At 57.8% G+C, this 13,430-nt stretch carries 13 protein-coding genes and 1 riboswitch; of the genes, 8 read left to right on the top strand and 5 right to left on the bottom strand.

The features are described from left to right. Nucleotides 1–92: 92 nt before the first annotated feature. A complete protein-coding gene (locus CRO19_RS10090; protein WP_097095709.1) occupies nt 93–1,034 on the top strand; it encodes a glutathione S-transferase family protein in 942 nt (313 codons plus the stop codon). 11 nt (nt 1,035–1,045) lie between these two features. Next, entirely contained in the window at nt 1,046–1,651 is a 606-nt protein-coding gene (locus tag CRO19_RS10085) for an alpha/beta hydrolase (RefSeq protein ID WP_097095708.1), read from the top strand. Here the strand turns inward: CRO19_RS10085 and CRO19_RS10080 are convergent. The 3 genes from CRO19_RS10080 to CRO19_RS10070 all read right to left on the bottom strand — a co-directional run bounded on the left by CRO19_RS10080 (nt 1,648) and on the right by CRO19_RS10070 (nt 4,268). Beyond that, nucleotides 1,648–2,445: a sugar phosphate isomerase/epimerase family protein gene (locus CRO19_RS10080; RefSeq protein ID WP_097095707.1), complete on the bottom strand. Its 798-nt coding sequence runs from the start codon at nt 2,443–2,445 to the stop codon at nt 1,648–1,650. The genes CRO19_RS10085 and CRO19_RS10080 overlap by 4 nt on opposite strands. A gap of 106 nt (nt 2,446–2,551) precedes the next feature. Next, a complete protein-coding gene (crcB, locus tag CRO19_RS10075; RefSeq protein ID WP_097095706.1) occupies nt 2,552–2,929 on the bottom strand; it encodes a fluoride efflux transporter CrcB in 378 nt (125 codons plus the stop codon). A gap of 89 nt (nt 2,930–3,018) precedes the next feature. Next, a riboswitch (Fluoride riboswitch) is annotated at nt 3,019–3,094 on the bottom strand. A 145-nt stretch (nt 3,095–3,239) separates the two neighbouring features. Beyond that, nucleotides 3,240–4,268, bottom strand: a complete 1,029-nt coding sequence (locus CRO19_RS10070) for a zinc-binding alcohol dehydrogenase family protein (RefSeq protein ID WP_097095705.1) — start codon at nt 4,266–4,268, stop codon at nt 3,240–3,242. 135 nt (nt 4,269–4,403) lie between these two features. Here CRO19_RS10070 and CRO19_RS10065 point away from each other — a divergent pair, with 135 nt between their 5' ends. Both CRO19_RS10065 and CRO19_RS10060 read left to right on the top strand, forming a co-directional pair. Next, on the top strand, nt 4,404–5,306 hold the full coding sequence (locus CRO19_RS10065; protein ID WP_097095704.1) for a GntR family transcriptional regulator: 903 nt from the start codon (nt 4,404–4,406) through the stop codon (nt 5,304–5,306). Between the two features lie 173 nt (nt 5,307–5,479). Beyond that, nucleotides 5,480–6,832, top strand: a complete 1,353-nt coding sequence (locus tag CRO19_RS10060; protein ID WP_097095703.1) for an MFS transporter — start codon at nt 5,480–5,482, stop codon at nt 6,830–6,832. A gap of 78 nt (nt 6,833–6,910) precedes the next feature. Here CRO19_RS10060 and CRO19_RS10055 read toward each other — a convergent pair whose 3' ends face one another. Next, on the bottom strand, nt 6,911–7,825 hold the full coding sequence (locus tag CRO19_RS10055; protein ID WP_097095702.1) for a LysR family transcriptional regulator: 915 nt from the start codon (nt 7,823–7,825) through the stop codon (nt 6,911–6,913). 2 nt (nt 7,826–7,827) lie between these two features. Beyond that, nucleotides 7,828–8,883 carry a dipeptidase gene (locus tag CRO19_RS10050; RefSeq protein ID WP_097095701.1) on the bottom strand — a complete coding sequence of 352 codons (1,056 nt, stop codon included), beginning with the start codon at nt 8,881–8,883 and terminating at the stop codon, nt 7,828–7,830. Nucleotides 8,884–9,071: 188 nt separating this feature from the next. Here CRO19_RS10050 and CRO19_RS10045 point away from each other — a divergent pair, with 188 nt between their 5' ends. Genes CRO19_RS10045 through CRO19_RS10030 form a run of 4 tightly spaced genes read left to right on the top strand, consistent with a single transcriptional unit; the run spans nt 9,072 to nt 13,401 of the window. After that, nucleotides 9,072–10,667 carry an ABC transporter substrate-binding protein gene (locus CRO19_RS10045; protein WP_097095700.1) on the top strand — a complete coding sequence of 532 codons (1,596 nt, stop codon included), beginning with the start codon at nt 9,072–9,074 and terminating at the stop codon, nt 10,665–10,667. Next, nucleotides 10,667–11,677, top strand: a complete 1,011-nt coding sequence (locus CRO19_RS10040) for an ABC transporter permease (protein WP_097095699.1) — start codon at nt 10,667–10,669, stop codon at nt 11,675–11,677. Before CRO19_RS10045 ends, CRO19_RS10040 begins: the two co-directional genes overlap by 1 nt. Then, nucleotides 11,674–12,573, top strand: coding sequence for an ABC transporter permease (locus tag CRO19_RS10035; protein ID WP_097095698.1), 900 nt, complete (start codon nt 11,674–11,676; stop codon nt 12,571–12,573). The genes CRO19_RS10040 and CRO19_RS10035 overlap by 4 nt, the downstream gene beginning before the upstream one ends. Beyond that, on the top strand, nt 12,574–13,401 hold the full coding sequence (locus tag CRO19_RS10030; RefSeq protein WP_097095697.1) for an ABC transporter ATP-binding protein: 828 nt from the start codon (nt 12,574–12,576) through the stop codon (nt 13,399–13,401). Nucleotides 13,402–13,430: the final 29 nt, after the last annotated feature.

Below are 13,430 nucleotides of genomic sequence, written 5' to 3'. Positions count from 1 at the left end.
CCAAAATGGAAGCAATGAAAGCCGTTTTGCCCGGATTATCACTTATCCAGCAGCGATGTATGCTCTCTTCATCAACGTAGAGGAGCAAAATTATGCTGGTAAACGGTAAGTGGAGTGCAGAGTGGCATCCGGTGCAAGCCACCGACAAACAGGGCGGATTTGTGCGTCAGACCTCCAGTTTTCGTCACTGGATTAGCGCAGATGGCTCCAGCGAATTTGCGGCCGAGCCGCATCGTTATCACCTCTATGTGGCACTGATTTGTCCCTGGGCTTCACGCACGCTGCTGGCGCGCAGCCTGAAAGGGCTAGAGCACGTGATCAGCGTGTCGGTGGTTGAGCCGCAGCTCGGCGCGCAGGGCTGGCGCTTCGGCGATTATCCCGGTGCAGATCGCGACTGGCTCAACAAAGCCGAATACCTTCACGAGCTTTACACCCGCGCCGATGCCGATTTCACCGGGCGCGCCACCGTGCCGGTGCTGTGGGACAAGCAGACGCACACCATCGTTAATAACGAGTCGGCCGATATTTTGCGCATGCTGAACAGCGGCTTTGGCGCGCTGGCGGACGATCGCATCGATCTCTATCCCGAGGATCTGCGTGCCGAGATCGACGCGCTGAATGAAGCGATCTATCCGCGCCTGAATAACGGCGTCTATCGCACCGGCTTTGCCACCACGCAAGTGAGCTATCAGCAGGCGTTTAACGACGTGTTCAGCCAGCTGGATGAGCTGGAGCTGCGTTTGCAGGATGGCCGCACTTTCCTGCTCGGCGAGCGCGTAACCGAAGCGGATATCCGCCTGTTTGTCACGCTGGTGCGCTTTGACGTCGCCTATCACGGCCTGTTTAAATGCAACCTGCGCCGCCTGCACGACTATCCGCTGCTCGATCGTTATCTGAAGAGTATGCTGGCGGTTTCGGGCGTGCGTCAGACGGTGAATATCGACCATATCAAACAGGGCTATTATTCGATTAAAGCGCTGAATCCCAACGGCATTGTGCCGGTTGGCCCGGATATGACGGCCTACGGTTTATAAGGAGCAGTGCGATGGCAAAAGCGTTAGTGATTTTTTTACACGGCGTCGGCAGCAGCGGCGACGATCTGGCGGTGCTCGGCGAACATTGGGCGCGTCTGCTGCCGGATGTGGCATTTGCCTCGCCGAATGCGCCCTTCCCATTCGAACATGCGATGGGATATCAATGGTTCAGCCTGACTGGCATCACGCCGGAAAACCGCCCGGCGCGCGTACGCGACGCGCGTGCCGCCTTTGATGCCACGCTGCAACAGCTGATGGCGCAACACGGCATGGCGGACGCGTGGGATAAAGTGATTCTGGTGGGTTTTTCGCAGGGTTCAATTATGGCGCTGGATGCGTTAGCGTCTGGCCGTTATCCGCTGGCGGGCGTGGTGGCGTTTTCCGGCCGCCTGGCGTTTGACGCAGCCTTAACGCCGCAGCCCTACACGCCTGCGCTGCTGATTCACGGCAAAGCCGATGATGTGATTCCGTTTAGCGAAAGCGAATCGGCGGCGCAGCGTTTGCAGCAGGCGGGCGTTACGGTGGAAGCGCGTTATGAAGCGGCAACCGGCCACACCATTTCATCGCAGGGCGCGATGGATGCAGCCGGGTTTATTGCCCAATGCTTGCAGGATTAAGGCCAGTAGCGGTTTAACGCCTGCCACGCCTTGTGCGCAGCCACGTCCGCTGGCTGCGCTTTCAGCTCATCATTAAACACTTCAATGCCGACCGGCCCGCTGTAACCCGCACTTTTCAGCTTATCGACAAAGCGTTCCACTTCGATAATGCCGTCGCCCGGCAGCAAACGCTGATGACGCGCATACTCGCTGAGCGGCTTTTTATCCTGCGGCGGCATCTCTGCCATGTCGCACAGCTGCACTTCATAGATACGATCGGCAGGAATGCCATCCAGCTGCGACGCATCGCCGCCTGGCGCACAGATGTGGAACAGATCGACCACTAAACCGATATTCGGTTGGTCCAGCCGCTGCAGCCGTTCCCACGCCAGCGGCAGCGTGTTATCCACGCTGCACCACGCCATTGGCTCATACATGATGCGCATGTTGTAGCGCGCGGCTTCCGACGCCAGCCAGCGCAAATCTTCATCAATCCGCGCCGCCACGCAATCTTCGCGCGTGCTGGCCGGTGCCTGGATGGTGTCGCAGCCGATGGTCTGAGCAATCTGAATAAACTGGCGCAGTTCTTCGCGTTTTTGCTGACGATCGCGATCCGGCGCACCGGTGAAATCGCGTAGCACCTGTACATTGGTGAAACCCAGCTGCAACTGCTTTGCGAGCTGCGGCGTACTGGCCTGCACATCTTCACGCCAGATCTCCACCTGGTCGAAACCGGCGGCGCGTGCGGCGCGCAGCTTTTCCTCAGGTTCACCGTTTAACAACACCAGGTTAAGGAATTTGGGGTTACGGCGCATTAATCAGCTCCTTAATCGTCCGGATAATCGGTGACAAATTCTGTCCGTCACGCGGACAGAACGGCGTTCAGTATCTACCTCTTAGGAGTTATTTCAAGCGTGGCGGTTATCCCAGCAGATTCACCACGGCAAAACCGGCGAAGGTCATCAGCAGAGAACCGATAACGTGCACCATGACACTCGACATCGCCCAAAGGTATTTACCTGATTGTAGCAGCCCGACAATTTCCGCCGAAAAAGTGGAAAAGGTGGTTAAACCGCCACACAAGCCGGTAACTATCAGTAACTTCCAGAAAGGATCGATCTGTGGATTACGGACAAAAAACGCCAGCGCGGCGCCAATAATAAAACCGCCCACAAGATTCACCATCAAGGTGCCCGGCGGCAAATTGGGAAATAGCGCGTTAAACCGCAAAGAGATTAACCAGCGCAATGAACAGCCCACTGCACCGCCAACGATAACCGCCAGTAACGACTTCAACATAGTGTGTAGCTCCTGAAATGAAATACGCGCAGGGCCGCGGCAGGACAGAAAACACCTGACACACCGCCGTCTCCCGCGCAGGGATACGAGTGTTGTCAGGCGTCATCAGCCGTCTGTGACCAGAACGGCGGTTGGGGAAGGTGGCACGCCATCACCTTAGGCGGGAGATAATACGCTGGCTGGGCAATGCAGACAATATGGTGAAAGAGGCACAATGTTGTAGCGGCGCGATTTATCGCGTGTATCAATGAAGGCACAGTGCCAACCCATCTTTGCGCAATAAATTGCGCCGCTACGGTGTGTGCGAATATCAACGATTGAAATGAATCACGCCCTTAATCAGTTCGCGATTATTGATGACCTCGGCTTCAAAGGTCTCCGCCAGCGTAGAGAAATCATAGTGACGATTCAGCATCATATCGGCACGAAGCTGACCGTTAGCCATCAGTTCGCCGACTTTGGCGAAATCTTCCAGCGTGGCGTTGCGGCTGCCCATCAAGGTGGCCTCCTTTTTATGGAACTCGATGTCGGGAATCACCAAATCCCCTTTATGCAGGCCAACAAACACGATGGTGCCGCCGTGACGAATCAGTTTTACCGCACCGTTCATTGCTGCCGGGCTGCCGGTAGCATCGATCACTTTGGCGGCTAAGCGTCCGCCAAACTCCGCTTTCAGCTGCGTTGCAAAATCCTCTTCCAACGGATTTACCGTCGCCACACCCAGCTTCTCCGTCACATGCGCACGCCGCTGCTCGCTGGTATCCGCCACCACCACATGAGCGCCAGCCGCTGCCGCAATCGCCGCCACGCCGAGACCAATCGGCCCTGCGCCCACCACCAATACCTGTTCATCCGCCACCACCGCTGCACGGCGTACCGCATGGGCGCTAATGGCAAAGGGTTCAATCAGCGCGGCGGCTTGCGGATCGACATCATCTACCGCCAGTAAATTGCTGGCGGGCACGCTAAGGAATTCGCAGAAACCGCCATCCTGATGCACACCAATCACCGAGATTTTTTCGCAGCAGTTGGTTTTGCCGCTCAGGCAGGCATCGCACTGCTGGCAAGCCACATAAGGAATCAGCGCCACGCGCTGCCCTGTCCGGAAGCCGCTCGCCTGGCTACCGAGTTGCACTACTTCACCACACAACTCATGCCCCAACACGCGCGGATAGCTGAAGAACGGCTGATTTCCGGCCCAGGCATGAATGTCGGTGCCGCAAATCCCGGCGGCGATCGGTTTGATGAGGACTTCATTCGCGGCAGGCGTCGGTTTAGCACGCTGCTGCCACACCATCTGGCGCGGCTCGGCGACCACCAGCGTTTTCATTGTTGTCATGGGTTTCTCCTGTGCTGATGTCGCAGTTATGGCGAAAATCATTAGTTGTAGGTTTTTACGTGGGGGGAAGTGTGAAGCGAGCCGCTTTTTTTGGGCTTTGTATGGTTTTTAATTAATAAAAAACCGGAGACGCGTATGAGCCGCAGTCAAAACCTACGTCAGAACGTGATTAACCAAATGCTGGAGGGCATTGCCAAACGGCATATCCGTTCGCCGCTGCCACCGCAGGCGGCGCTGGCTGAGATGTTCAATATCAGCCGCACGACGGTGCGCTACACGTTACAGCACCTGCATGAGCGCGGCGTGCTGGAGAAGGTGGATGAAACCTACGTGATTGTGCGCGATCCCTGCGATGAAGACGGTTTTAACGCTCTCACACCGCCCATTGAACAGCAGGCCATGCAGTTTGAGCAGACCTTTTTCAACCTGATTAACCAGCGCCAGCTGATGCCGGGCGACACCTTTAGCGAGCTGCAACTGGCGCAGCAGGTGAAAGTGAGCCCGATTGTGGTGCGCGAATTTTTGCTGCGCTTTATGCGCTATGACCTGCTGGAACCGGTGAAACGTGGTCAGTGGCGCATGAAGAAGTTCGATCAAAACTATGCCGAAAATCTGTTTGAGCTGCGCGAAATGCTGGAAACCCACGCGCTGACGCGCTTTCTCAATCTTCCTTCTCAGGATGAGCGCTGGATGCAGGCGCGCGATCTGCTCGATCGCCATCGGTCGATGCGCGATACCATCGCCAGCAATTACCGCCACTTCGCCGCGCTGGATAAAGAGATGCACACGCTGATTCTCTCGGCCGCCAACAATCCTTTTTTCAATCAATCGCTGGAGATCATTTCAGTGATTTTTCACTCGCACTATCAGTGGGATGAAACCGATCTCAAGCAGCGCAATATCGTGGCGCTGGAGGAGCATATGGCGATTCTCACCGCGCTGATTAGCCGTCAGGATGTGGAAGCGCTGTGCGCCCTGCATAATCATCTCAGTACAGCCAAGACCTCGATGATCCGCTCGATTCGTCAGTACAATTAAAAACCGATTAAAAACCACAAAGCATTAGCTCCCGCACGAATCTGAAACATCTCCGCAACATCCGAACGGTTTGCTTCTAGTCTCGAAGTCAATCCGTTGTGGCAGCACCGTTTCGCTGCCGCAGGATCCCACATCCACGCATAACGATAAGTACCCACATCCGGGAGGTTGCAATGGAAAATACTTCGGCTCGTGGTCGCGAAAATGCGCCACAACCCGCTGCTGACGGGCAAGATTTTATCCCGGCACGCGGTGATGTAGTGCGCTCGCCGCGCATCAAAAAGATTCAGGTCACCGCCATGTTGCTGCTGCTGTTTGCCGCCATGATCAACTATCTCGATCGCAGCTCGCTGTCGGTCGCCAACATGACCATCCGCGGCGAACTGGGGTTATCCGCGACCGAGATTGGTTTACTGCTTTCGGCGTTTTCCCTGGCTTACGGCCTGGCACAGCTGCCGTGTGGCGCGCTGCTGGATCGCAAAGGGCCACGCATTATGCTCGCGATTGGCATGTTCTTCTGGTCGCTGTTCCAGGCCGCAGCCGGTTTGGTACATAACTTCACCCAGTTTATTTTCGTGCGCATCGGTTTGGGGATTGGTGAAGCGCCGATGAACCCGTGCGGCGTGAAGGTGATTAACGACTGGTTCAACATCAAAGATCGCGGCATGCCGATGGGCATGTTTAACGCCGCTTCGATGATTGGTTTATCCATCGCGCCGCCTATTTTGGCGGCGATGATGATGGTCATGGGCTGGCGCGGCATGTTCATTACCATCGGCGTGCTGGGCATGTTCCTCGCCATCGGCTGGTATCTGATGTACCGCGACCGCGACAACAGCAAACTGAGCGGTGAAGAGATTCACTATTTGCAGGCGGGCAGCGTGGCATCACGCAAGGAACCGCTGAGTTTTGCCGAGTGGCGCGGCCTGTTCAAGCAGCGCACCATGTGGGGCATGATGATTGGCTTCAGCGGCATCAACTACACCGCGTGGCTGTATATCGCGTGGCTGCCGGGCTATCTGCAATCCACCTATAACCTCGACCTGAAAAGCACCGGTTTACTGGCGGCGATTCCTTTCCTGTTCGGCGCGGCGGGCATGCTGCTGAACGGTTATGTGGTAGATGCGCTGGTGCGTCGCGGTCACGATGCGGTGAAGGTGCGTAAGATCTCCATCGTCAGCGGCATGTTGCTGTCCGCCGCGTTTACTGCGTTTGTCACCCGTGCCACCGACACCACCAGTGCGGTGACGCTGATTGGTATGGCGCTGTTCTGCATCCACTTTGCCGGGACATCGTGCTGGGGTTTGATTCACGCCAACGTCACGGCACGCATGACGGCATCGGTCGGCAGCATCCAGAACTTCGCCAGCTTCGTTTTCGCCTCGTTCGCCCCGGTGATTACCGGTTGGGTGCTGGATACCACCAAGTCATTTAGCCTGGCGTTGATGATTTGCGCCGGTGTGACGGTGGTGGGGGCGCTGGCGTATTTGCTGCTGGTACGTAAACCGATTACGGATGGGATTTGATACAGAGCCGGCGGTCGCCGTGAATGGCGACCCTACGGGTTTTGTAGGGTGCGCATTTATGCGCACCAGCAATAGGCGTTATGCCTGCCGGGTAAAAAACTGCGATTCACACTGCCGGGCAATCTCCCACAGCTTGTTGCGAATCACCTGTTTCAGCTGCAGCGTGGACTGCGACTGCGGCCGATCGCGGCGACTGATTAACATCACTTCAAACGGCAGCGGCTGCGCCACCGGTAGCAGCTTGAGCTGGTCGGCATAACGACAGGCGGTGAACAGATCGACAATTCCCACGCCGCCGCCCGCCAGCACCATATCGGCAATCACCGAATAGGTTTTGATCGACAGCGAAACCGCTGGATTCAGCCCCTTATCGCGCAGCGCGCGGTGCAGTACCCGACCCAGCGGATCCTGATTCTGCATCATCAGCAGGTTGTTGGCGCACAGCCACTCCAGCGTCACCGGCTCATGATGGGTGTGATGGCGCGGCAGCAGCGCCACCATCGATGACTGAAACAGCGGCTCGGCAAGTAAGTCCGCCTCCACCTGCTGCCCAAACACCAGCGCGAAATCGAGCTGATTATCCATGATCATGCGGCATAAGGTGCTGAAGTGCTCGGTCACCAACTCGACGCTAACCGACGCCGCCTGTTGTCGCCAGTTCACCAGCGCCGGTGCCAATACCATCTGACCAAATGCGTGCGCGGCGCCAACGCGCACCGTTTGCCCTTCGCCGCGCCGCAGCTGTTCGGTCAATTGGGTAATCGACTGTAAACGTTGATAGATATCTTCCACTTCCGGCAGCAAGCGCCGCCCTTCTGCGGTAACAACCATCCCCTGCGCACGCCGTTCGAACAGGGCAAAGCCAAGCTGCTGCTCGGCGTGATTCAGCACCCGGCTAACATTCGGCTGCGACACATTGAGCAGGCGCGCCGCCGCACTGATGCTGCCGGTCTGCACAATCGCCTGAAAGACTTCAATATGCCGCAGCCGCATGGTTATTCGCCCCAGGTGGCTTCAAGTACGCGCAGCCAGTTGCCGTGGCAAATCTTCTCCAGCAGCGCGTGCGAATAGCCGCGTGCCGCCAGCGCCTGCACCAGCAGCGGGAATCCGGCCACGTCTTTCAGGTCGCCCGGCATGGTTGCGCCATCGAGATCCGAACCAAATCCGACGCCATCTTCACCGACTTTTTCCAGCAGATACTCGACGTGACGCACGATGGCATCAACGCCGGTCGGCGCATGGCGATCGCCATCTTCGCGCAGGAACGGCACTGCAAAGTTAACCCCGACAAAGCCGTGAGTTTCGGCAATCGCTGCCAGCTGGCGATCGGTGAGATTACGTGACTGCGCGCTTAGCGCATGCGCGTTGGAGTGGCTCGCCACCAGCGGTGCATCGCTGATCTCTGCGGTGTGCCAGAAGCCTTTCTCATCCATGTGCGACAGATCGACCATGATGCGGCGGCGATTACAGTCACGCACCAGCTGCTTGCCCGCCGCCGTCAGGCCGTTGCCGACATCCGGGGACGAAGGATAGAGGAACGGCACGCCCTCGCCGAACTGATTCGGACGGCTCCACAGCGGCCCCAGCGTACGCAAACCGCTGGCGTAGAGGATATCAAGCAGCTCGCCATCGCTATCGAGTGCTTCCGCGCCTTCCACGTGCATCACCACCGCTAATACGTTGTGAGCCATGCAGTGGCGAATATCGCGCACGCTGCGGCAAATCTTCACCTGGCCATTTGAGGCCTGCTCAATGCGCAGCAGCAGCGCCAGCATGGAAAAGGTGGCGTCGCGCGCAGCGCTGATAATTTCCTGCGGAAAATTTGCGAGGTCTGGCGCACTTCTTGCAATCAGAGGGTGGGACGGTACCCAGGTGGCGAAAATGCCACCTAACATATTTCCCTGACGGATACGCGGAAAATCCATTTGGCCGCTGTGGGTGCCCGTAAAAAATGCCTTAACTGCGTCCGGCTGATGGTGCTGCCAGAGTTTATTCAGCACATCGTTATGGCCATCAAAAACCGGAATGGTGAAGGTTGTCGCATCAGACATGTTGTTCAGTTCCATGTTCGGGAGAAAGCGCAGCACTGCCAGCTGGCGGAGCAAATTGCACCAAAAAAGGGCGTGTGAAACAAAAGGCTTCGTGCCGGTATTAATCCTCCCGCACGCCAGGAAAGTCAAGACATAAAAACGCAAAATAACAATTTTTTATTTTAATTATCAATCAGTTGGGAGTTTACATGGTTACCAGAAGACGTTTTCTTGCAGGATGCACTGCCGTACCTGTTGTTTCCTACCTCAGCCTGAATTCCGCATTCGCCGCCACGCCACCCAGCATGCTGGTGATAGCGATGCAGCTCGATAACATCACCAGCCTCGATCCGCATGAAAGCTTCGAAGCCACCGGCGGCCAGATCTGCGGCAACCTGTATCAACGTTTAGTCACGCCCGATCCGCAACAAGCCGACAAAGTCATTGGCCAGCTGGCGCAAAGCTGGGACGTCAGCAGCGATAACAGCACGTATACCTTTCATCTCGATCCGGCGGCGAAATTCGCCGATGGTTCACCGCTCACCGCGGAAGATGTCGCATTCTCGATTGAACGTATCGTTAAGCTGGATAAGAGCCCGGCGTTTATCATCAACCAGTTTGGTTTCACCAAAGATAACGTGACGCAGCAGGTGACGGCGAAAGATGCCCACACCGTGGAGATGAAACTCGGTGCGCCAGCGGCAGAAACTTTCCTGCTTTACTGCCTGTCCGCTACCGTTGGCAGCATCGTGTCGAAGAAGGCTTGTCTGGCGAATCAGCAGAACAACGATTTCGGCAACGGCTGGCTGAAGCAGCACAGCGCCGGATCCGGTGCGTTTACGCTGCGCACCTGGAATGCCAGCGAAACGGTGATTCTGGAACTCAGCCCGCAATATGCCGCGCAGAGCAAAATCAAACGCGTGATCCTTAAACATATCGCCGACCCAGCGGCGCAGGCGCTGATGCTGAAGAAAGGCGATGTCGATGCGGCGTATGACCTCACCACCGAACAGCTGCTGCAGGTGAAAAACGACAGCAGCGTGGCGCTGGTGAATCAATCGCTGTCGGCCATCATGCTGATGTCGTGCAACACCAATAATCAATATCTGAAAAAGCCGCAGGTGTGGCAGGCGCTGAAGTGGGCGCTGGATTACGACAGCATCCAGAAAAACATTCTGTCGATGAGTTTTGTCACCCATCAGAGTTTCCTGCCGAGCGGTTTCCCGGCGGCGCTGGACGATACGCCATTCCACAACGATCTGGCAAAAGCCAAAGCGCTGCTGGCCGAAGCCGGTTATCCGGATGGCTTCGAAATCACTCTCGATCACTACTCGATGCAGCCGTACCCGGACATCGCGCAGGCAATTCAGACCCAGCTGGGCGCGATTGGCATCAAAGTGTCATTGATCGCCGCCGAAAACCGCCAGGTGCTGACCAAAATGCGCGCGCGTCAGCATCAACTGGCACTCACCGTGTGGGGCGCCGATTACTTCGATCCCAACTCCAACACCGAAGCCTTCTGCGTCAACACCGACAACAGCGATAACGCACGTGCGCGTACCCTGGCGTGGCGCTGCAGCTGGTCAGATGAACAGTTCAATAAACTGACCGAGCAGGCGCTGCACGAGCCGGATCCGGCAAAACGTATTGCCCTCTACCAGCAGATCCAGCAGCTGGGGCGTGAAAAGAGTCCGTTCATTTTCATGATGCAGAAGACCAAGAATGTCGCCACCCGCAAAGGCCTGGCGGATGTGCACATGACCGTGCTGGAGCAGTGGCCGTATGCGCAGGTGAAAAAAGCCTGATGCCGTTACTGAAGAGAATCGTCAGCACCCTGGGAAGCCTGGTGCTGACGCTGTTTGGTCTGTCGGTGTTGACCTTTTTCATCGGCCGCGTCATGCCCACCGATCCGGTGCTGGCGGCGGTCGGCGATAACGCACCACAATCGGTGGTGGAGCGCGTGCGGACGGAAATGGGGCTGGATCAGCCGCTTTACGTGCAGTTTGGTCACTACCTCAATCAACTGCTGCATGGCGATCTCGGCCGATCGATTCTTACCTCCAATCCGGTGAGCACCGATATCGCGCACTTCTTCCCCGCCACCATGGAACTGGCGACCGCAGCCATCATTATCGCTGCGCTCATCGGTATTCCACTCGGCGTATGGGCGGCGGTGCGTCAGGGTTCGTGGCTCGACCAAACCATTCGCGTGATCTGTCTCGCCGGCCATTCGCTGCCGGTGTTCGTGCTGGCGCTGTTGAGCCTGCTGGTGTTCTACGCGGTGCTTGGCATTGCGCCCGGTCCCGGCCGGCAGGACATTATCTGGCAGGATATGGTGCCGCAGGTGACCGGCTTCCTCACCATCGACTCGCTGCTGGCGGGAGAAATGGACGCCTTCTGGGATGCGCTGGCGCACATGGCGCAGCCGGTGCTGATTCTGGCCTACTTCAGCATGGCCTACATTACGCGCATGACGCGCACCTTTATGCTGAATGCGCTGAGCGGCGAATTCGTGATTACCGCGCGCGCCAAAGGGCTATCCTCGCGCCGGGTCATCTGGCGCCATGCCTTTCCCACCGTGGCGGTGCAGCTGGTGACGGTGCTGGCATTGACCTACGCCGGGCTGCTGGAAGGCGCGGTGGTGACGGAAAACGTCTTCGCCTGGCCGGGGCTGGGTCAATATCTCACCACCTCGCTGATGAACGCCGATATGAATCCGGTGGTCGGCGCGACGCTGCTGGTCGGCACCGTGTACGTGCTGCTCAACCAGCTGGCTGACCTTCTCTATCGACTTTGGGACCCGCGCGTAAAATGATCTTCTTCTCTCGAGACTGGCTGCTTGACGACACGCCAGCCAACCGCCGCCAGGCGGTGTGGGGCCGACGCTATCGCCTGTGGCTCAACCTGCGCAGCAATCCGCTGGCGATGATCGGCCTGCTGGTGATCAGCGTAATGCTGTTTCTGGCGCTGTTTGCGCCGTGGCTGACACCCTTTGATCCCGGCGTGCAGCATCTGGAAAACCGCCTCGCTGCGCCTTCTGCCGCGCACTGGCTCGGCACCGATGAGCTGGGGCGCGATGTCTGGACGCGCATTATCTACGGCGGCCGCACCACGCTCGGCATGGTGATCGCTGTGGTGCTGCTCACCGCGCCGCTCGGCCTGCTGATTGGCTGCATCGCCGGCTATGCGGGCGGCTTCGTTGATAAAGCGTTAATGCGCATCACCGATATCTTCCTCGCCTTCCCGCGTTTGATTCTGGCGCTGGCGTTTGTCGCGGCCCTGAAGCCAGGTGTGGAGAGCGCGATTCTGGCGATTGCCCTCACCTCCTGGCCGCCATATGCGCGCCTGGCACGCGCCGAAACCTTACAGTTTCGTCATAGCGATTTTATCGCCGCCAGCCGCCTGACCGGCGCTTCGCCGCTGCGCATTATTCTGCGCCACATCATGCCGCTGTGCGTACCGAGCCTGATTGTGCGGGTCACGCTGGATATGAGTTCCATCATTATCACCGCCGCCAGTCTGGGCTTTCTTGGCATGGGCGCGCAGCCGCCGTCACCGGAATGGGGCACGATGATCGCCACCGCGCGTCGTTTCCTGTTCAGTGAATGGTGGGTGCCACTGATGCCCTGTATCGCGATTTTCCTGACGTCGCTGGCGTTCAACTTTCTCGGCGACGGTCTGCGCGACGTGCTGGATCCTAAGGAGCGCTAAATGTTGGTGGAAATTAGTAACCTGCGCATTGCCTTCCGCTCGCGCAGCGAAACCTTTGAAGCGGTGCGCGGCGTCAGTTTTAGCGTTGGCCGCGAGAAGTTTGCGATTGTTGGCGAAAGCGGCTCTGGCAAATCGCTCACCGCGCGCAGCCTGATGCAGCTGCTGCCGGGCAATGCCGAGGTCAGCGCTGATGTACTGCGCTTTGATGGCATCGATCTGCGCGGTGCCAGCGAGAAAGTGATGCGCAAAATTCGTGGCAAGCGCGTCGGTTTTATCCTGCAGGACCCAAAGTATTCGCTCAATCCGGTGATGACTATTGGCCAGCAGATTGCCGAAGCCTGGCGCGAGCACAAAGGCGGCAGCCATAAAGCGGCGATGCAGGCGGCGATTGCGCTGCTGGAACAGGTGAAGATTCGCGATCCAGCTGCCGTGGCGAAACGCTATCCGCATGAAGTATCGGGCGGCATGGGCCAACGCGTGATGATTGCCATGATGCTGGCACCCGATCCGGAGCTGCTGATTGCCGATGAACCCACCAGCGCGCTGGATGCCACGGTGCAGGCCGAGATCCTTAAGTTGATTGACGAACTGGTGTCGGCGCGCGGCATGGGGCTGATCCTGATTAGCCACGATCTGCCGCTGGTGTCGCACTTCTGCGATCGTGTGGCGGTGATGTACGGCGGCCGCATCGTCGAGCTGCTCGACGCCGGGCAACTGCAGCAGGCACAGCATCCCTATACGCGCGGTTTGTTGGCCTGTTTGCCATCGCTGCGCCATGCGCGTGAGCGTTTACCCGTATTGCAGCGCGATGCCGCATGGCGGGAATAATTGGCAGGTCGCCATGAATGGCGCCCCTA

Source organism: Candidatus Pantoea floridensis, from assembly GCF_900215435.1.
GTDB lineage: Bacteria > Pseudomonadota > Gammaproteobacteria > Enterobacterales > Enterobacteriaceae > Pantoea > Pantoea floridensis.
Note: the sequence above shows the minus strand (reverse complement) of the source record. Positions and strands in the feature narration are given on the sequence as shown.

Coding starts and splice junctions, on each gene's coding strand:
- CRO19_RS10090 (WP_097095709.1), top strand. CDS start 93: ATGCTGGTAAACGGTAAGTGGAGTGCAGAGTGGCATCCGGTGCAAGCC.
- CRO19_RS10085 (WP_097095708.1), top strand. CDS start 1,046: ATGGCAAAAGCGTTAGTGATTTTTTTACACGGCGTCGGCAGCAGCGGC.
- CRO19_RS10080 (WP_097095707.1), bottom strand. CDS start 2,445: ATGCGCCGTAACCCCAAATTCCTTAACCTGGTGTTGTTAAACGGTGAA.
- crcB (WP_097095706.1), bottom strand. CDS start 2,929: ATGTTGAAGTCGTTACTGGCGGTTATCGTTGGCGGTGCAGTGGGCTGT.
- CRO19_RS10070 (WP_097095705.1), bottom strand. CDS start 4,268: ATGACAACAATGAAAACGCTGGTGGTCGCCGAGCCGCGCCAGATGGTG.
- CRO19_RS10065 (WP_097095704.1), top strand. CDS start 4,404: ATGAGCCGCAGTCAAAACCTACGTCAGAACGTGATTAACCAAATGCTG.
- CRO19_RS10060 (WP_097095703.1), top strand. CDS start 5,480: ATGGAAAATACTTCGGCTCGTGGTCGCGAAAATGCGCCACAACCCGCT.
- CRO19_RS10055 (WP_097095702.1), bottom strand. CDS start 7,825: ATGCGGCTGCGGCATATTGAAGTCTTTCAGGCGATTGTGCAGACCGGC.
- CRO19_RS10050 (WP_097095701.1), bottom strand. CDS start 8,883: ATGTCTGATGCGACAACCTTCACCATTCCGGTTTTTGATGGCCATAAC.
- CRO19_RS10045 (WP_097095700.1), top strand. CDS start 9,072: ATGGTTACCAGAAGACGTTTTCTTGCAGGATGCACTGCCGTACCTGTT.
- CRO19_RS10040 (WP_097095699.1), top strand. CDS start 10,667: ATGCCGTTACTGAAGAGAATCGTCAGCACCCTGGGAAGCCTGGTGCTG.
- CRO19_RS10035 (WP_097095698.1), top strand. CDS start 11,674: ATGATCTTCTTCTCTCGAGACTGGCTGCTTGACGACACGCCAGCCAAC.
- CRO19_RS10030 (WP_097095697.1), top strand. CDS start 12,574: ATGTTGGTGGAAATTAGTAACCTGCGCATTGCCTTCCGCTCGCGCAGC.